This is a genomic window from Bifidobacterium asteroides (assembly GCF_019469425.1).
Taxonomy (GTDB): Bacteria; Actinomycetota; Actinomycetes; order Actinomycetales; family Bifidobacteriaceae; genus Bombiscardovia; species Bombiscardovia asteroides_I.
Genome location: NZ_CP048272.1, coordinates 1,542,590 through 1,560,597 on the forward strand (window position 1 = coordinate 1,542,590; position 18,008 = coordinate 1,560,597).

Genomic DNA, 18,008 nt, shown 5'->3' on the forward strand with positions numbered 1-18,008 from the left:
AAAGGACATGGACCATGTCGTTGGAGCTTGAAGGCATCCACGAGGAGTGCGGGATTTTCGGGGTCTGGGGACAACCCGATGCCGCCCGGCTGACCTACTTCGGCCTGCACGCCCTGCAGCACCGCGGCCAGGAGGGTGCCGGCATCGTTTCCAACGACCAGGGGCACCTGATCGGAAGACGGGGCCTGGGCCTGCTCACTCAGATATTCCCGGACGACTCCAGCCTGACGCCGCTGACCGGGGACAGGGCCATCGGCCATGTCCGCTACGCCACGACTGGTTCAGGGTCCATCGAGAACATCCAGCCCTTCGTCTTCCGCTTCCATGACGGGGATATAGCACTGGCTCACAACGGCAACCTGACCAACTGCAACAGCCTCAAGGCGCAACTAGAGGATCAGGGGGCCATCTTCCACTCCAACTCCGACACCGAGGTGCTCATGCACCTGATCCGCCGCAGCCCCGAAAAGGACTTCATGGCGGCGCTCAAGCAGGCTCTGCGCCAAGTCCATGGCGGCTTCGCCTACCTGCTCATGACCGAGGACGCCATGATCGGAGCCATGGATCCCAACGGCTTCCGCCCCCTCTCCCTGGGCCGGCTGCCGGGAGGGGCCTACGTCCTGGCCTCCGAGACCTGCGCCCTGGACCTGGTCGGCGCCAGGCTGGTGCGGGACATCGGCCCCGGCGAAATTGTCCGTGTGGATGGTTCGGGCTACAGCATCGAACGCTATACCGATCAGACCTGCCTGTCCATCTGCTCCATGGAGTTCATCTACTTCGCCAGACCTGACTCCAATATTTATGGGGTCAACGTCCACTCGGCCCGCAAGAGGATGGGGGCCAGACTGGCCCGCGAGGCCCCGGTGGACGCCGACATGGTCATCGGGGTGCCCAACTCCTCCCTGTCCGCAGCCTCCGGCTATGCCGAGGCGGCCGGACTGCCCAACGAGATGGGGCTGATCAAGAACCAGTATGTGGCACGCACCTTCATCCAGCCCAGCCAGACCATGCGCGAACAGGGTGTCAGAATGAAGCTGGCCGCTGTGCGCGGCGTCGTAGCCGGCAAGCGGGTGGTGGTCATCGACGATTCCATCGTCCGGGGCACAACCTCGCGCAGAATCGTCCGCCTGCTCCGGGAGGCCGGGGCGAGCGAGGTGCATATGCGCATCGCCTCCCCGCCCCTGCGCTACCCCTGCTACTACGGCATTGACATCCAACGGACGTCCGAACTGATCGCCGCCAAGAAGTCCGTGGAGCAAATCAGGGAAGCCATTGAGGCCGATTCCCTGGCCTACCTGAGTCTGGACGGTCTGGTGGATTCCATCGGCCTGGGGCGTGATGCACCCTACCAGGGGCTCTGCGTGGCCTACTTCAACGGAGACTATCCCACCCGGCTTGACGACTACGAGCAGGGCTTCCTGGCCTCGTTGACCCAGGAGGACCGGGCCCGGCTGGAAGCGTCTAAGGGATCCTACGGGCTCGACATGCCCGCAAGGTCTAGGCAGGAAGCCAACCAATGAACACCAGCGAAGAGCAGGACAGACCGAGCAGAGAAAGGGGCATGCATGCCGAAGGCATATGAGCAGGCTGGAGTATCGGTAGAGGCCGGATACCAGCTGATTGACAGAATCCGCTCGCACACGGCCAGGACCCATAGGCCGGGCGCCGGTGACATTGGCGGCTTCGGCGGCGACTTCGACCTGTCTGCGCTCAATTACCGCCACCCGGTCCTGGTCTCAGGCACTGACGGCGTAGGCACCAAGCTGATGGTGGCCCGGGAAGCCGGCCGCCATGACACCATCGGCCAGGACTGCGTGGCCATGTGCGTCAATGACATCATCGCCCAGGGGGCCGAGCCTCTGATCTTCCTAGATTACATCGCCTGCGGACACAATGACCCGGCTCTGCTGGAGCAGGTGGTCAAGGGCGTGGCCGACGGCTGCGTCCAAGCCGGGGCCGCCCTGGTAGGCGGGGAGACCGCTGAGATGCCCGACATGTACCAGCCTGACGAGTACGACCTGGCCGGATTCACCGTGGGTGTGGTCGAACGGGAGTCCCTGGTTGACGGTTCGACCATCAAAGAGGGCGACCAGCTGATCGGCCTGCCCTCCTCGGGCGTCCACTCCAACGGATTCTCCCTGATTCGTCAGGTCTTACTGGACCAGGGGGGCATGAAGCTGGAGGATCGTCCCTATCAGCTTGGCGGACGGTCCCTGGGAGAGGAACTGCTGACGCCCACCCGCATCTATGTCAAGGCCCTACGCCCGCTCTTCGCCTCCGGCCTGCTCAGAGGCGCGGCACACATCACCGGAGGCGGCTTCGTGGAGAAGGTGCCCCGGATTTTGCCAGAGGGTCTGGCTGCCAGCTTCAACCTTGAGGCCTGGAAGGTGCCGCCCATCTTCACGATGATTGAAGAAATGGGCAGGGTCGACCATTTGGAGATGTACAACATCTTCAACATGGGCATTGGGATGGTTCTGGTCGTTTCCCCTGATCAGCTGGACCAGGCACGCACAATCTTGGACGAGGAGCAGGAGCCCTGCACCCTGATCGGACAGGTGACGGGCGCTCAAGACGGCCAGCAGGTCATCCTTAACGAAAACGGCCGTCAGCAATAGCGAGAGGAGCCCATCATGGCGGACAAGGTACTGGTCATCGGGTCAGGAGCCAGGGAACACGTTATCGCCACCACCCTGTTGTCCGGGGCAGGAGTGGATCGGGTCTGGTGCGCCCCGGGCAATCCGGGCATGGAGCCGGACGGCATCAGCCTGTTGCAAGAGGATTCCTCGCAACCTGAAAAACTGGTCGCTGCTATACACGAGCTGGGAATCGACTGGGTCTTCATTGGACCCGAGGCTCCTCTGACGGCTGGATTGGTTGACGAACTGCAGGCTGCCGGCATCCCCGCCTTTGGACCCGGCAAGGCTGCGGCCCGAATCGAAGGATCCAAGGGCTTTGCCAAGGACCTGATGCGCAGGCATGGAATCCCGACCGCTGATTATGCAGTCTTCCATGACCTTGAGTCGGCCAGGACCTATGTGCGCTCGCACGGCGCACCAGTGGTCATCAAGGCTGACGGGCTGGCATCCGGCAAGGGGGTGACGGTGGCGGCCGATCTTGACCAGGCCATGCAGGCCCTGGATGCCATCTTCATCGATCATAAGTTCGGGCAGGCCGGAGCCCAGGTGGTCATCGAGAATCAGCTGGTGGGTCAGGAGTGCTCGCTCATGTGTTTCGTCCGGGGTGATCAGTTCTGGCCCATGCCACTGTCTCAGGACCACAAGCCCGCATATGACGGGGATCGGGGTCCCAACACCGGCGGCATGGGGGCCTACTCCCCTCTTCCGCAGTTCGGCCCGGAACTGACCCAAAAGGCCCTGGATACCATCGTCGCGCCCACCGTCCGTGCACTGGCGCAGGAAGGCAGTCCATTCACCGGTGTTCTGTACACGGGATTGATGGTCACTGACAAGGGCCCTGAAGTCATCGAATTCAATGCGCGACTGGGGGACCCGGAAACCGAAGTAGTGCTGCCTGCCTTGACCAGCGACCTGGGCACAGCCATCCGCACACTGCTGGAGGGCGGGGAGCCGCAATTCACCTGGGATGACTCCCACAGCCGCTTAGGGGTGGTCCTGGCAGCACAGGGCTATCCCGGCAATCCCAAGACCGGGGTGCCCGTGCCCTTGATCGCTCCGGAGCAGAACCTCAGAGCCTACTACGCCGGAGTGTCCGGCTCGGCTTCAACCGGTCTGACATCCTCCTCGGGAAGGGCCGCCTTGGTCGTGGCCCAAGGCGACGACTTGGCCCAGGCAACCCGTCGGGTCTATGAACGTCTGGACGGATTGTCGATGCCAGGCCTCTTCTATCGGCACGACATCGGCCACCGCGGCCTGGAAGCCTAATTGGCCGAGCTGGTAGAGTTCTCGCTGTCCTTATCCTGGCTTTGCTCCTTGGCCTGCTTGGCCTGACGCTCCATTTCAGCCTTCTGCCGGGCGGCATCCGAACGGCGGGTGGGAGTGGCGTTGAAGCCGGTTCCCTGCAGGTAGCGTTTGCCTGCCATGATGTCGTACTGGATCAGTTTGTAGTCATTCAGGAGCTGCCGGGTGGCCCGGTCGAAGTCACGGGCGTTCATGGGCTGGCCCTGGGCATCCAGATAGTTGGTCTGCCCCGCAGGGATCCTGTTCCAGTCCTGGATCTGGTTGGCCACCGGAGGCTCAATGGCGCTGATCTTTTCGTGGAGCTCGGTCAGGAAGGCCGTGAAGGGCGAGACCTTGGCGCCCATGTGCTCGGCCGCCTGGGCCTGGAAGAAGTTGGGCGAAGAATAGGCGCTGTTGCTGACCTGCGATCCCGAGGAGTCCGAGGCCTTGTTGGACCAGATGAAGTAGTCGGTCAGATGCAGGGCCAGGGAGTTGCGCTCGTCCCAGCTGGCCGTGCCATAGATGCCGGGCAGGTGGTCCCCGTAGAAGACCACGGTTACCGGCTTGCTCTGGGAATCCAGGCTGTTCAGGTAATCAGCAGTGGCCTGATCGGTCAGACTGACCCCCTTGGCATAGGTGCGAATGGATTGCATCTCATCGTCGCCAAGAGGCATGTTGGGGTTGGAGGAGCTGACCGAGAAGCTGTTGTCGTCATACCAGTCGTTGTAGGGCATATGGTTCTGCATGGTGATGACCTCGACGAACTGGTTGCCCTTCTCGTCGCCCATCTGCTCTAGGGCGGAGTCGTAAGCGGAGCGATCACTCACATACTGGCTGCGGTCGATGCGGTCCTGGTGGGCTATCTGATCTGGGCCTGTCAGCGAGTAGAAGTGCGAGAAGCCGAACTTCTTGTAGTTCTCGGCCCTGGAGTACATGGAGGACTCATAGGGGTGGAAGGCCAGGGACTTGGATGGCGACCCCCAGGCCTGATTGACCGTGGGTATCCAATTCAGATGAGGGATGACCTGCTGGTAGGGGGAGGTCAGCGAGGGATCAAAGTTGGCCATGGACAGACCGGTCATGGCCTGGAACTCCAGATTGGCCGTACCCCCGCCGTAGCCGGAGGAGAGCATGAGCCCGCTGGTGGTACCCTCCTTGATGGATCTGATATGGGGCATGGGATCCTGGTTGAGCGCGACGCCCGGCACCCGCGTGGGATCCGAGAATGACTCGGAGAGGATGTAGACCAGGCTCGACTCATTCATATAGGATTTGCGGTCACGGTTGATGCGGTCCGCCGAAAGCTGGTAACGGTGTGCCAGAGACTGCATGGTGGCACGGCTGTAGCCAGCTGGCTGGTCCATGACCTTGGGTCGCAGCTGCCGGGAAAAGGACACGAAGACTCCGTTGCGCTGGGCATCATAGACCGAGTCCCACATGGAGGGCTTGTCGCCCATGAACTGCGAGAAGCGGTAGGCGAGGCTGCCGTAAGTGCCCACAGTGGACATGAAGAGCGCCACCACTAGGACGGGGACCAGGACACCTGCCGTACGCAGTCCAGCGCCTAGAGGCTTGTTGCCTGTGGCTATCGGGCGGCCACGACGGGCATCCATCCGTGTCGCCACCCAGCAGATCAATCCGAGAACAATCAAGGCAACAACCCCCAGCCCGATCATGATCAGGGACCGGGCCGGCAGGAAGGAGACTAGGTTGGCCGCATCGGCATGAAGGAAATCCAGATCAGAGGGCAGGACGGCCTCGTAGCGGGCGCGCACCTTGAAACGCTCGATGGTCGCAATGACCGCGCAGATGGCCAGGATCAACCCTGATGCCACCCAGAAGCGATTGGTCAAATAAGCCAGAGCCAGGTAGACCAGGCCTACAGCCAGCATATTGAGCAACAGGACGAACCGACGCTGGGTCCACATGGCCGAGATGAAGCCCCAGAAGCCGATCAGCGGGTTGGACAGCTCTACGCGGGAGCTGTTCAGGGAGACCCCCCACTGCAGGATGCCCACTGACAGGAAGTCAATCAGGATGAAGGCGAGGAGGTAGACCCACCCACGCACCTGAAGACGTCCGGTCATGTTCTGCATCCAGAATGTCCACCGGCCGGGCTGACGCTTACGATCCTTCACCGCTTGCTCCTGACTTTGGCGACTGGGCCCTGTGGGCCTTTACCGATACCTGTGCCATTGTTCCCATCAAGGACGACAAGGCCCGTGAAAACACCCCTTAGCGAACATGAAGAGCGAGCAGGCCATCAGGCCTTGGCGCCCGGCACCTGCTGGACCAGAGCGCTGATCCAGTCCTCCAGGTTCCCGTACTTCTCGGGGCGCTGCTCACTGACCTCGAAGACCGGCACATGCGCCTTCCGGGCCTCAGCGGCCAGCTCCTTGGAGGTTCGATTGACTTCCTGAACGTTGAGCACCAGCATGTCCAACTGCCCGGATGTCAGCAGATGGCGAAAGGCCACCAAGTCCTCGGGCGAGGGCTCGCTCTCGTTGGCGGCCGCCCGCAGGTACCCCTCGGGTGTCAGATCCTCCATGCCCAGATCATGACAGAGATAGTAGGCAGCCGATTCCGTGGCCGCATAGTGACGACCTTGGGTCTGCTTGCGCGCATCCGCAATCAGATCGTCCAGCCGGGTCTGCCGACCCTGCCAGTCCTGGTAGGCCTTGTCAAAATTGGCTTCGCGACCTGGGCGTAACTGCCGGTATGCCTCATGCACGGCCTTGGCGGCTGCTCTCCTGCCCTGGGAGGAGAACCAGAGGTGGGGGTTGTCGCCAGTCTTGCGCCCCGATGCCTCGGATACGTCGACCAACTTGGCCCGTCCGGTTTCAGCGGCCTTGGCCGCCCAGTCATCGATGCCGGCCCCGTTGACTATGACCAGATCGGCACGGCTGATTCGGGCGATGTCGGCCGTTGTCGGCTCATAGTCATGGGCATCAGTAGAGGTGTTGCTCAGAATGGTGTCCACCCGGGCCTGGTCGCCACCCAGATCCTCGGCCAGGGACTGCCACTGATTGATGCTGGCCACCACCTGCAGAGGGCCGGATCCAGAAGCGGATGGGGTCGGTTCGCTTCTTCCGCAGCCTGTAAGACTGGTCAGCAGGGTCAGTCCGGCCAGGAGGGCGACGACCAGGGTGCGGGTCCGGCGAAGGCGTGGGCTGCTGGCATGCATGGATGAGGGTTCCTTCCTGGCGACGGTCTGCGGCCTCTTAACGACCCTAGAACCGTTACTGAGATTGATTATCAATAAATCTACCATAGAACAACCAATGGCCAGAAAGGTCGCCTATACAAATGGCAGCCACCCGCCTGGACAATCCCTATACTGAACTGCGGATACGTTTTATCTGGAAGGAATTGCATGGGTACATGGCTGGCAAAGATCCATCTGACCCAAGGATGGTTGCCCGTGACGCTGTTCACCCTGGCGGCCCTGGCCCTGGTTCTGCTGGTGTTGACCGGACTGACCCATGGACGCTGGCGGACCCTGTTGAAACAGATCGCCATAGCAGTTGGCATAGGAGCCCTGGGATTGCTGGCCACATGGCTGGTCTCCGACGTCTTCATGCTCTTCGGAGTTTCCCTGGGCTGGATGGTCATCATCACCGTAGCCTTGGGCTTCCTAGCTGTGGGGTTCGCCGTATGCATCCTCATTACTGCACATGGATGGCGACGGCTTTTGGCAGCCCTGAGCGTCCTGCTCTGTCTGCTGTCCACCGGGTTGCGGGTGGATATCATCTATGGGGAGTTCACCACACTGGGATCCCTGTTCAGCGTCACCCTTTATCCTGACTATGGGAGCCACCAGGCAGCCAGACCGGCCATGAGTGTGGCCCAGTGGCGCGCCCGGGCCTCCCGGGGCGATCTGCCGGCCTATCCCCGCACCGGCCGCTCCTACAGCGTGCACATTCCCAATGACAGCTCCCGCTTCCTGGCCCGACCGGCCGATATTTACCTGCCGCCCGCTGCGTTGAGCAAAAAGCCTCCGGCCCTGCCTGTCTTCGTCCTACTGGCCGGCCAGCCTGGCAGCCCCGACCGGCTCTTCACCGCCGGATCCATCCCTGCCATGATGGATGCTTACGCCGCCAAACATGATGGACTGGCTCCAGTGGTGGTCTCTCCGGACCAGAACGGTTCCTCCTTCCACAACAGCCTGTGCGTAGATTCACCTGTCTATGGAAAGGCTGAAACCTATTTGAGCCGTGACGTGCCCGCCTGGATCCGGGCCAACCTGCCGGTCGACAGCAAACCCCAGCTCTGGGCCATCGGAGGATTTTCCCAGGGCGGAACCTGTTCCACTCAGCTGGGAGCCCGGCATCCCAACATCTACGGGAACATGCTCCCAGCCGACGGGGAGCTGGAGCCGACCCAGGGTCGACAGGACCAGATGATCCACGACTACTTCGGCGGCGACCGAAAACGCTTCCTGGCACAGGTTCCTGCCAAAGCCATCATGGAGCGGGCGCCATCGAACCAGCGGCTATTCACTGCCGCTGGTTCCAACGACAAGGAGTCCCAACACAATATGATGGTCATCGCCAAGGCCGCCGACCAGGCAGGCATGAGTGTGGAGGCCGTCGTAACCCAAGGGTCGGGCCATGACTGGCACACGGTCAAGACCGCCTGGAAGCCCGGACTGGAATGGCTGGGCGAATCCATGGGTCTTGGACCAATGTCCCAACCAGTCCAGGACTTTCCGGATATTGTTGAGATGAACATCAGCTGAAGCGCCGATACAGCAGATCAATAAAGATCATCAGCAGAAAGAGCCGCCGCAATCATGCAGACAACGAATAAGGGATCCAGACTGATGGAACCTTCAGCCAAGAGCGTCTTGCTGACAGACTTGGCACGATGGGCCAGACGCCACGCCCTTGCGCTGGCCTTCAGCTTCGGACTGATCCTGCTCAATCTGATCAGCTGGCTGCTGATCTGGCTGCTGCACATCCCTGGCAGAAACCGTCTAGGCATGCCTCTGTCCGATCTGATCATCCAAGAAGCGCACCGGCCCTTCCATGGACATGGCCAATTCTCTCTCCTGGTCCAGTTCGCACGCCTGTTGGTATCCCTTGTCATCACTCCTGGTCCTCTGGAACTCGTGATAGATGTGGCCTTGGTCCTGGTCATGCTGTGCATCGCCGAGACCCGGCTGGGACGCAGACGCACCGTGTTGGCCGCAGTCATCAGCGCCATAGGCGGCACGACGATCGGGTTGATTATCTGCACACTGATCAATGCTCTCCAGGATCATTGGACCTGGTTCATCCGTGTGCCCATGTCGCTCAGCCCCATCATCCTGGTGGTCGGTGCCCTGATGGCCTCCATACCCTTCAGCGACTTTCTCTGGCGCCGCAGGATTGCCACCATCGGTTACACCGCCCTGATCCTGGTCGTGCTCTACACCGGCAACCCTGGCTACTACTGCGCCCTGGCGGCAGCCCTGATCGGGCACTTGACCGGACACCTCTGGCACGGACCGGTCAAGGATGCCAATCCGCATGGCCACAGCGGCTCCTACGAGACCCGCCACTTGCTGGGAGCCGTCTCCACAGTCCTGGCACTTGGCCCCCTGGTCACAGTCTCCTCTCGAATCCGCGCAGGCTTCTTCACCCCCTTAGGCACGTTCCTGGGCTCAAACAGAGGTGGAAGCGCCACACTGTCCCGTTGCCTTGCTGAAAACAACCAGGCCAGCTGCTATGCCCAGTACGGTCTGGTGGCCGGCCATGGCCCCAGTGGCGTCTCGTCCCTGATCATGCCCACCCTGGTCCTGCTGGTAGTGGCCTGGGGAATCTATCACGGCCGCCGAGTCGCAGCGGTCACCGGTCTGGTCTTGAATGCCCTGACCATCGTCCTGGCCCTGCTCTATTTCCTGGTTTTCCCACTGACAATCAGCGAAGGCCTGCCCCAGGCCATCCGTCACGGCGCCCTGCCCTCACTGCTGATCATCACCCTGCCGCCGCTTATTTTCAGCTGGTTCCTGGTGCGCAACCTGGACATCTTCCTGGTGCGGACCAAGACTTCCCGTCTGCAACTGGGCTGGGCGGCCATCGTTCTGGCCTTCCTGGCCACCGCCATGGGTTATATGGCTTTCACCGCCATCAGTCCCGGCTCCTTCAGCCCCTGGCCCACCACGGGCAGAGCACTCTCCCAGCTGCCTGAGCTCTACCTGCCCAATGGAGTAGCTTCACGCTTCCTTCCGACCCTAGTGCCGCGCACCCCCACAGGCAGAATAGTCAGCCACGGGATAGGACTGATCTTCTGGCTGGTGGTCCTGGTGGTTCTGCTCTCCTGGATGCGCAGCTCGGTCATCCAGAACGGCAGCGAACGCCAGGAGGCTGACAGGCTGGTCGAGTACGGCGGCGAAAGCATGTCCTTCATGACCACCTGGGAGGGCAACAGCTACTGGTTCTCCCCTAGCGGCCGCTCTGGCATCGCCTACCGGCTTTTGCACGGCATAGCCCTGACCACCACTGGCCCATTCGGAGACCCTGACGAGTATGCGGATGATCTGGACGAATTCACACATTTCTGCAACACCCACTCCTGGTCACCGGTCTTCTACAGCGTTCACAAGCCACAGCGCGATCTGCTTGTCTCCCGCGGCTGGTCCACCCTGACAGTCGGCTCGGAGATGGTGGTCACGCCCAGCCTTTGGCAGACCAAGGGCAGGAAGTGGCAGGATATTCGCACAGCCATCAACAAGGCCAGGCGCGACAAGATCACCGATGTGCTGACCACATTCAACGATGCCTCCTGGGATGTCCAGTCGCAGATCGTGGACATCTCCGAACAGTGGGCTGAACTCAAGGCGCTGCCTGAGATGAAGTTCACCCTAGGTGGCCTGGATGAGCTGAGGGACCCGCGCATGGCCGTCCTCTACGCCGTGGACGGCCAGGGCAAGGTGTTGGCCGTGACCAGCTGGATGCCCACCTACCGCCAGGGCCAGGTGATCGGCTGGACCCTGGACTTCATGCGGCACCGGACCGATAGCCCCAATGGAATCATGGAGTTCCTGATAGCGCGAATGGCTGAACGTCTGCGCGACCAAGGCACGGCGGAATTCATGAGCCTATCGGCCGCTCCCCTGGCCGGCATGGACAGCAGCGAAGACGATGATCAGGGCGAAGATCGGACCGCTTTCCTGCAGCACGCACTTCATCTGGTGGCCGACCTGATGGAACCAGCCTATGGCTTCCGCTCGCTCTTCTTCTTCAAGAAGAAATTCCAGCCCAGCGAGCACCCGGTCTATATCTGCTATCCCGATCCGGCTCAGCTCGCTCAGATCGGTCTGGCTGTAGTTCAGGCCTATCTGCCCAATCTCAAGGCTTCACAGGCCTGGGATGCCATCAAGTCCATTATGCCCAAGGGCCGGGAGGATCACTGACGTCTGTCTGACCGGAACGGCCCCGACAGCTGCTGCACAGCCCGTAGACCTCCAGGGTGTGCGAGGAGACTGTAAAGCCGTATTCAGCCGCCATGGCCTTCAACCAGCCATCGTCGGGCGGGCTGATTTCGACGGTCCTGCCGCAGCGTTCACAGACCAAATGGTGATGGTGCTTCCGCTGGGCCAAGCAGACTCGGTAGAGGCGGATGCCTCCATGCTCAATGCAGTCCAGGCTGCCGGACATATGCAGGAAACCCAGCTGACGATAGACCGTGGCCAAGCCGATTCGCTGGCCTGAATCGTGCAGAAGCCTGTGCAGCTCCTTGGCTGAGACGAAGTCGTTCTGGGCCTGAAGAACCTTCCAGATGGCGTTCTTCTGCCGCGTCCGGCGACCGACGGATGAGCCAGCGTTCATGATGAGACACACTCCTTGGGCTCCACCAAGCCTACATCCGGATTGCCAGGACAGATGTGAGGATTCGGTTCATTCCAGGTCGGACCAGCAGCCTGTGGCCTCCAGGCCGTGGGCTGTCTGCTCCGGATCGTCGGTCAGCACCGTCAGGTGCCCCATCTTGCGGTCAGTGCGCACTTCGGCCTTGCCGTAATCATGCAGGAACCATTCGGGGTGCTCACCCAGCAGCCCCCTTACTGGAGCCACATGCTGACCCAGAACGTTGACCATGACAGCCGGGCTGAGCAGGCGAGGATTGGGCAGGGGCCATCCGGCGATGCCCCGGACGTGGGCATCGAACTGGTCCATGGAGCATGCCTCAATGGTGTAATGACCGGAGTTATGGGGCCGTGGGGCCAACTCGTTGACCACCAGACCGCCGTCGGGCATCACGAAGAGTTCAAGGGCCAAAGTCCCCGATAGCTCGAAGCCGTCGGCGAGAGTCAAGGCCATGTCACGCGCCCGATTGGCCACCTCAGGCTCGACCTGGGCCGGCGCCAGAGTCATGTGCAGGATGTTGTGACGGTGCTCGTTACGCACCATGGGGAAGGTCACGTAATCCTTTCCGTTGCCTGAGACCAGTATGGAGGCCTCGAAGGCGAAGTCCACGAACCCCTCCAGCACAGAAGGCGGAAAATCTCGGCCCTTCATCCGCGCTTTCAGGGCCTGCAGATCCTCCTTTGTCTGCAGAACTGCCTGGCCATGGCCGTCATACCCACCAGTGCGAGTCTTGAGCACAGCGGGCATTCCCAGTTCTTTCAAAGCCGCGTCCAGCTGGTCAAGACTGTCAATCTGCCTCCAAGGGGCTGTATCGATACCATGGCGGTTGATGAAGGTCTTCTCGTGGACGCGGTCCTGGGTGACCCTGAGCAGATCGGTCCCCTGGGGAATGGCCACATGGTCCCTCACCTGATCCAGTGCGTCAGCATCCACATTCTCGAATTCGTAGGTGAGTACATCGCTGCGTTCGGCAAGCCGCTTGAGGGCATCAAGGTCGCCATAGTCGGCCGTCTCCTGAAAGTCGGCCACTTGGGCCGCTGGAGCATCGGGCGTGGGATCCAGCACACCGATGCGGAATCCATGGTAGCGGGCGCTCAGGGCCATCATCCGTCCCAGCTGGCCGCCGCCCACGATTCCGATGACGGACCCCGGCTCCAAATGATCGATTTTCCCCCTGGTCTCCTCAGACAAGCTTGGCATTGGATGCCTCCACGGATCGGGCCAGCTCGGCACGGTAGTCGTCCAGGGCCTGAGCCAGTTCGGAATCGTTGATGGAGAGGATCGAAGCCGCCAGCAGGCCGGCATTGGTAGCCCCGGATGCCCCTATGGCCGTGGTCGCTACAGGAATTCCGGCAGGCATCTGCACGATGGACAGGAGTGAATCAACCCCGCTCAGTGCATGGGACTTTACTGGCACCCCGATGACCGGCAGCGTGGTCTGGGCCGCCACCATCCCAGGCAGATGGGCTGCTCCTCCGGCCCCGGCGATGATGACCCTTAAGCCCTGGCTCCGGGCCTGATGCGCGAACTCCGCCATGCGCCCAGGTGTGCGATGGGCGGAGATAACCTCCTTGGTATAGACGATAGCGAACCGGTCAAGCACCTGACAGGCTTCCTTCATCGTCTCCCAGTCGCTTGATGATCCCATGATCACCGCCACGCATGCCCCTTCATGTATATTGTCAGCCATCGGCCCTCCAATGTTCATGCACATTCGATACTACGCAAGGCCGGAGAGAAGCCGGCCAATCGTGACGGTCCTATGGATGTAAAGGCCGGGCCTGGTGAACATCGAGTTCTCAGAGGCTTCGGGCAGCCGACTTAGACCTAGAATCATCTGATTATTACCGAAACAGACAGGAGGGCTATGGGCAAGCTTCTGGACAGCATCGACTCCCCAAAGGATCTGAAGGTCCTCTCCCTGGAAGAGCTGAATCGTCTAGCCGATGAAATCCGTCAGCTGCTGATCCGCTACTGTCGGCGCCATGGCGGCCACCTGGGTTCCAACCTGGCCACCATCGAGCCCATCATCGCCCTGCACTACGTCTTCAATATGCCTCATGATCATCTGATCTTTGACGTCTCTCACCAGGCCTACACCCACAAGATTCTGACCGGTCGGCGCCAGGCCTACACGAACCCCGAGCATCAGAAGGATTTGTCCGGATTCACCTCGCCCAAGGAGAGCCCCTACGACGACTTCATGCTGGGGCACACCGGCACCTCTATAGGCCTGGCCTGCGGGATGGCCGCCCAGCGGGATGCGACCGGCGGCAGGGCCAACATCATCGCTTTCATCGGCGACGGCTCCCTGAGCAGCGGGCCAGCCTTCGAAGGGCTGGACTGGGCGGCTGAGCAGGGCGGCAACCTGATTATTGTGGTCAATGACAATGAGATGTCCATCGCCGAAAACCATGGGGGACTCTACAAGAGCCTGGCGGCCCTGCGTGCCAGCGGTGGGCGGAGCTCGGACAATCCCTTCCGAGCCCTGGGGCTGGACTACCGCTACATTAAGGAAGGCAACCGGATCAAGGACCTGATCGAGGTGTTCCGCCAGGTCAAGGATGCCGATCATCCGGTGGTGGTCCATATCCACACCCGCAAAGGCCTTGGGCTGGGGCAGGGCAGCCAAGGGCAGATCGGCCTGGCTTCCATGAATGAGAGCATTGGCGAAAAAGCCCACATGACTCCCCTGCCTGATTTGCCTGCCGAGGGACCGGTCGAGGCCAACCATTGGCAGGATGGCTTGGACTCCCTGGGCCGTCTGCCCAACTCACGAAAAACCTATGGAAGAATGGCCATGCAGGCTTTGGAGGCCAGGTTCCCGAAGGAGCCGGGCCTGGTGGTCATCTCACCTGCAACGCCGCTGTCCAACGGCATCGATCCCGACTTCCGCCAGCGTGCCGGAAACCATTACCGGGACGTGGGCATAGCCGAATCACACGCGGTGGCCTATGCCGCCGGCATCGCCAAGGCCGGAGGTACGCCTGTCGTCGCCACCTCGGCCACTTTCTTCCAGAGGGCCTACGACCAGATCGAACAGGAGATGGCCTTGAATGGCAGCGCGGTGACACTGCTGGTTTTCTCCACCGGTGTGGCTAGAACCGATGCCACGCATTCAGGCGTGACCGACATGGTCATGATGCGAGGCATCCCAGGACTGACCTGTCTGGCTCCGACCAGCGGGGCCGAGTTCCTGAACATGCTGGCCTGGGCCACTGGCCCGGCTCGACAGCCGGCGGTCATCAGGGTGCCCGGCGAGCGCACGCTGGCAACGGAACGGGCAGGCAAGCCAATAGCGGCGGCAACCTTCGATCCCACGACCGGAGACCAGCCATGGGATCGCTATCGTATCCTGCGGCAAGGCAGGACAGTGGCCCTGCTGGCTCTCGGCGACGCCCTGCCCCTGGCTCGTGACCTGGCTGATTCTTTGGAAGAATCCCTAGGGCTGCAGCCCACACTGGTGGACCCACATCGCTATGACCGCTTGGATGAGCAGACCCTGGATGTCCTGTCCGACACCCACTCCCTGGTGGTCACCATTGAGGACGGTCAGCTGGACGGCGGCTGGGGCCAAGCTGTCGCTGCCTACTACGGGCCTAGTCAGGTTCGTACCCTGGCCTTCGGAGCGGCTAAGGAATTCAACGACCGGGTTCCCAAGGCCACCCTGTTGGAAAGGTATGGCATGACCGTTCCTGCAATGGCTCAAGCCATATCGGATGCCCTTGTCGACCAGGCTTCATAGATCTGACCCGCCGGCGGATTCAGACAGTTATAATGAAAGAGTTTGGCCCCGTAGCTCAGCTGGATAGAGCAACTGACTTCTAATCTGTAGGTCGAGAGTTCGAATCTCTCCGGGGTCACCAGGCAAAAGCCCTACTCCTTATTGAGGAGTAGGGCTATTCTATTAACTTGATTCAGCAGCAGAAAACCCTCATGTGTGACCCATGTGTGACCCATAATTGGCAAAAACAAAAATCAGCGGCGAGTCTTATATCTGCGCTCCAGGTCCCCGACTGTCTTCTCTGTGGCTCCATAACGGATAGCGGCCATGTCGGTCCTGATCTGCTGGTGGAGACCTTTGAATCTCCGCCCCTCCTGCCTGCTGATGCCTGGCTGCCTCTCCTGGTCGATGATCTGGTCGAGCCGCTGGTGCAGGAGGATGGTCAAGCGCATTCGGCGATCCTCCGGGGCCGGCACATAGCCGGGGTGGTTGTCGGGCATCTGGCTGGCATCATCGGGAATGCACATGCCTTCGGATGACAGAGGCCTGCGCGCCTCCAGGAGGGATCCCCCCGCCGCCGTGTCCCACGGCTGCCAGAAGCACGCGCACACCAATCACACCCGCACCACGGCCGGCCCCAACCCCCAAGAACCGCTCATGCGGACACGCCGCTCAGGGGGGGGGGGGAGCCCCGAACACAAAGGGACCAGGGAATCAGGCATCCCTCATATCCCACTGGTAGACCGTCGCCTCGGGGCGCGGGCCCATGTCCATCAGCTGCTGCGAAGTGTACATCGAACCCTTCGCGGACCCATTCAACGCCACCCACCGGGAGGAAGCCACAACCTGCGACGACCCCGGCACAAGGCTGCCCGCAACCGGCACATCCGGCAGACCGGAATTCGCCATCCAGTGGTAGGCATCACGCGGCAGCACCAGCGTATGAAGCGACGTTGTCCCCGCGAACATGTCCTCAGAATGGACATGCGTGTAAGGAGGATTCTCCTCCGGGGAGGCGCTGCTTAATGCCGAAAGGTCAAGAAAGGACAGGGATGAAGCCCCGTCGAACATATGCTCCAACCTCGTCTCATGCTCATCCCCAGCTGGCGTGAATCTCACACTTATGCAAGAACCGCGGAAATTGACGTCGGTCAGGGATCTATCCCCCGCGAACATGTAATCCGCACGCGTGACTTCCCCAATGCTGGTATGGCTCATATTCACCGATACCAGGGCGGGATCATTGGCGAACATGTGCCCGATATACTTCACGGCGGAATACTCACTATAGCTCATGTCCACGCTCACCAGCGAGGGGTCATCGGCGAACATGTACACCATGGAGTCAAAACCGCCGTTGTAGGCGGCGATGTGATCGAGGTTGATGTATTTCAGTCTCCCGCAATCCCTGAACATATAGGCCGTCTCCTGATTGCTCAACAGGCTCCAGCCGCTTGTGTCCAGGTTATCCAGCATGGCATCATGCTCGAACATATGAGCGGTGTAGGAGAGGGTCTTCGTGTTCCAATCCCTGACATCCAGATACTGCAACGAGGTGTCGCCCCTGAACATCCCGGCCGCGTCAACCAGTTTTCCCACATCCCACCGGCCGACGTCCAGGAAGGTCAGCATCGAATCGTTCTCGAACATCCCCTGCGTTTCATGCATCGGGTCAGCCTCGTTGTACTGGACATCGCCACGGTCATACTGGTCCTCACCGCCCCATCCCGTCTGAGAGACTTTGCTCGTATTCCAGTTGCCCACGTCCAGGCTCCTGAGCGACCGACAGTTCTTGAACATCGCTGCCGCGTTAGTCACGTTGCTCATGTCCCAGCCGCCCACGTCGACGCTCTGCAAAGCCACGTCATCCTCGAACATCCGATACGTCGACGTGACCTTGCTGACATCAAGGTTCCCGCCGCCCTCGATCCTCAACAGCGAGGGAAGCCCAGCGAACAGGTGTTCACCATATGCGGCTGCCACGCCGGGGTCGATGCGGATCACGGACAGGCCCGACCCCTTGTCCGGCAGCATGTCAGCAACCGAATCCCCGGAGTACCAATCGCCCGGGGAATAAGTCTTGCCTATGGTTCCGGCATGCAGGGTCAGCACCCGTTGACCGTTCTCCACCCGGTACTCCCAGGGGCTGGACCCCCACATGCCCGACCCCACCAGCCCGTCAGGCTCCGCCGACCGAGCGGCCGCAGGCGCCACAGGCTCCACCACCGGCCTGGCCGCCTTCGCAGCCGCAGCCAGCCGGGCCGGATCCTTCCTCGCCTTGGCCTCACGGACAGCACGGGCAGCCGCAGGCGGCAACGAGCCGCCGCCCCCGTCCGCACGAGCCGGCGCCACCGGACCCAACGCCGCCAGCATCCCCACACAAGCCACAGCACCCACAGCAAGAGCCGGGAGCCTTGTCAACAATCCCCTTCGAACACCAGACATATCCACCCCCACTAACAATCGACCCGCAGACACCGCGGCATCACATCGTTTTCACAATACCACCACAAGCCA

13 protein-coding genes and 1 tRNA gene are annotated in these 18,008 nt (G+C 61.3%); 7 read left to right on the forward strand and 7 right to left on the reverse strand.

Annotated elements, in window-relative coordinates; genetic code table 11:
• Nucleotides 1–14: 14 nt before the first annotated feature.
• Genes purF through purD form a run of 3 tightly spaced genes read left to right on the forward strand, consistent with a single transcriptional unit; the run spans nt 15 to nt 3,905 of the window.
• Nucleotides 15–1,520 carry an amidophosphoribosyltransferase gene (gene purF / locus GYM67_RS06335; protein WP_220236113.1) on the forward strand — a complete coding sequence of 502 codons (1,506 nt, stop codon included), beginning with the start codon at nt 15–17 and terminating at the stop codon, nt 1,518–1,520.
• A gap of 45 nt (nt 1,521–1,565) precedes the next feature.
• Nucleotides 1,566–2,618 (forward strand): phosphoribosylformylglycinamidine cyclo-ligase, encoded by a 1,053-nt coding sequence (purM, locus tag GYM67_RS06340; RefSeq protein WP_220236114.1) that lies wholly within the window; start codon nt 1,566–1,568, stop codon nt 2,616–2,618.
• Nucleotides 2,619–2,633: 15 nt separating this feature from the next.
• A complete protein-coding gene (gene purD, locus GYM67_RS06345) occupies nt 2,634–3,905 on the forward strand; it encodes a phosphoribosylamine--glycine ligase (protein WP_220236115.1) in 1,272 nt (423 codons plus the stop codon).
• Here the strand turns inward: purD and GYM67_RS06350 are convergent.
• Nucleotides 3,902–6,058, reverse strand: coding sequence for an LTA synthase family protein (locus tag GYM67_RS06350; RefSeq protein WP_220236116.1), 2,157 nt, complete (start codon nt 6,056–6,058; stop codon nt 3,902–3,904). The two genes, purD and GYM67_RS06350, sit on opposite strands and share 4 nt — an antisense overlap.
• Nucleotides 6,059–6,183: 125 nt before the next feature.
• The gene (locus tag GYM67_RS06355; RefSeq protein ID WP_220236117.1) at nt 6,184–7,104 is read right to left on the reverse strand and encodes a metal ABC transporter solute-binding protein, Zn/Mn family; all 921 of its coding nucleotides are present in this window, start codon (nt 7,102–7,104) and stop codon (nt 6,184–6,186) included.
• Nucleotides 7,105–7,293: 189 nt separating this feature from the next.
• Here GYM67_RS06355 and GYM67_RS06360 point away from each other — a divergent pair, with 189 nt between their 5' ends.
• Both GYM67_RS06360 and GYM67_RS06365 read left to right on the forward strand, forming a co-directional pair.
• On the forward strand, nt 7,294–8,658 hold the full coding sequence (locus GYM67_RS06360; RefSeq protein WP_220236118.1) for an alpha/beta hydrolase: 1,365 nt from the start codon (nt 7,294–7,296) through the stop codon (nt 8,656–8,658).
• 54 nt (nt 8,659–8,712) lie between these two features.
• Nucleotides 8,713–11,316: a bifunctional lysylphosphatidylglycerol flippase/synthetase MprF gene (locus GYM67_RS06365; protein ID WP_220236119.1), complete on the forward strand. Its 2,604-nt coding sequence runs from the start codon at nt 8,713–8,715 to the stop codon at nt 11,314–11,316.
• On the opposite strand, the gene GYM67_RS06370 is transcribed toward GYM67_RS06365, so the two are convergent.
• From GYM67_RS06370 to purE, 3 genes are all read right to left on the reverse strand, one after another.
• Nucleotides 11,288–11,731 carry a Fur family transcriptional regulator gene (locus GYM67_RS06370; protein ID WP_220236120.1) on the reverse strand — a complete coding sequence of 148 codons (444 nt, stop codon included), beginning with the start codon at nt 11,729–11,731 and terminating at the stop codon, nt 11,288–11,290. The genes GYM67_RS06365 and GYM67_RS06370 overlap by 29 nt on opposite strands.
• Nucleotides 11,732–11,800: 69 nt before the next feature.
• The gene (gene purK / locus GYM67_RS06375) at nt 11,801–12,967 is read right to left on the reverse strand and encodes a 5-(carboxyamino)imidazole ribonucleotide synthase (protein ID WP_220236121.1); all 1,167 of its coding nucleotides are present in this window, start codon (nt 12,965–12,967) and stop codon (nt 11,801–11,803) included.
• Nucleotides 12,951–13,457 (reverse strand): 5-(carboxyamino)imidazole ribonucleotide mutase, encoded by a 507-nt coding sequence (purE, locus tag GYM67_RS06380; RefSeq protein ID WP_220236122.1) that lies wholly within the window; start codon nt 13,455–13,457, stop codon nt 12,951–12,953. Before purE ends, purK begins: the two co-directional genes overlap by 17 nt.
• A 177-nt stretch (nt 13,458–13,634) precedes the next feature.
• Between purE and GYM67_RS06385 the strand changes: the two genes are divergently transcribed.
• A complete protein-coding gene (locus GYM67_RS06385) occupies nt 13,635–15,512 on the forward strand; it encodes a 1-deoxy-D-xylulose-5-phosphate synthase (protein ID WP_220236123.1) in 1,878 nt (625 codons plus the stop codon).
• A 44-nt stretch (nt 15,513–15,556) separates the two neighbouring features.
• Nucleotides 15,557–15,633, forward strand: a tRNA-Arg gene (locus GYM67_RS06390).
• Nucleotides 15,634–15,745: 112 nt separating this feature from the next.
• On the opposite strand, the gene GYM67_RS06395 is transcribed toward GYM67_RS06390, so the two are convergent.
• On the reverse strand, nt 15,746–16,018 hold the full coding sequence (locus tag GYM67_RS06395) for a hypothetical protein (RefSeq protein ID WP_220236124.1): 273 nt from the start codon (nt 16,016–16,018) through the stop codon (nt 15,746–15,748).
• 187 nt (nt 16,019–16,205) lie between these two features.
• Nucleotides 16,206–17,912 (reverse strand): BspA family leucine-rich repeat surface protein, encoded by a 1,707-nt coding sequence (locus GYM67_RS06400; RefSeq protein WP_220236125.1) that lies wholly within the window; start codon nt 17,910–17,912, stop codon nt 16,206–16,208.
• Between the last annotated feature and the right edge of the window lie 96 nt (nt 17,913–18,008).

Bases quoted from the DNA above. Each gene is read 5' to 3' on its own strand.
- purF (WP_220236113.1), top strand. From the start codon at position 15: ATGTCGTTGGAGCTTGAAGGCATCCACGAGGAGTGCGGGATTTTCGGG.
- purM (WP_220236114.1), top strand. From the start codon at position 1,566: ATGCCGAAGGCATATGAGCAGGCTGGAGTATCGGTAGAGGCCGGATAC.
- purD (WP_220236115.1), top strand. From the start codon at position 2,634: ATGGCGGACAAGGTACTGGTCATCGGGTCAGGAGCCAGGGAACACGTT.
- GYM67_RS06355 (WP_220236117.1), bottom strand. From the start codon at position 7,104: ATGCATGCCAGCAGCCCACGCCTTCGCCGGACCCGCACCCTGGTCGTC.
- GYM67_RS06360 (WP_220236118.1), top strand. From the start codon at position 7,294: ATGGGTACATGGCTGGCAAAGATCCATCTGACCCAAGGATGGTTGCCC.
- GYM67_RS06365 (WP_220236119.1), top strand. From the start codon at position 8,713: ATGCAGACAACGAATAAGGGATCCAGACTGATGGAACCTTCAGCCAAG.
- GYM67_RS06370 (WP_220236120.1), bottom strand. From the start codon at position 11,731: ATGAACGCTGGCTCATCCGTCGGTCGCCGGACGCGGCAGAAGAACGCC.
- purK (WP_220236121.1), bottom strand. From the start codon at position 12,967: ATGCCAAGCTTGTCTGAGGAGACCAGGGGGAAAATCGATCATTTGGAG.
- purE (WP_220236122.1), bottom strand. From the start codon at position 13,457: ATGGCTGACAATATACATGAAGGGGCATGCGTGGCGGTGATCATGGGA.
- GYM67_RS06385 (WP_220236123.1), top strand. From the start codon at position 13,635: ATGGGCAAGCTTCTGGACAGCATCGACTCCCCAAAGGATCTGAAGGTC.
- GYM67_RS06395 (WP_220236124.1), bottom strand. From the start codon at position 16,018: ATGTGCATTCCCGATGATGCCAGCCAGATGCCCGACAACCACCCCGGC.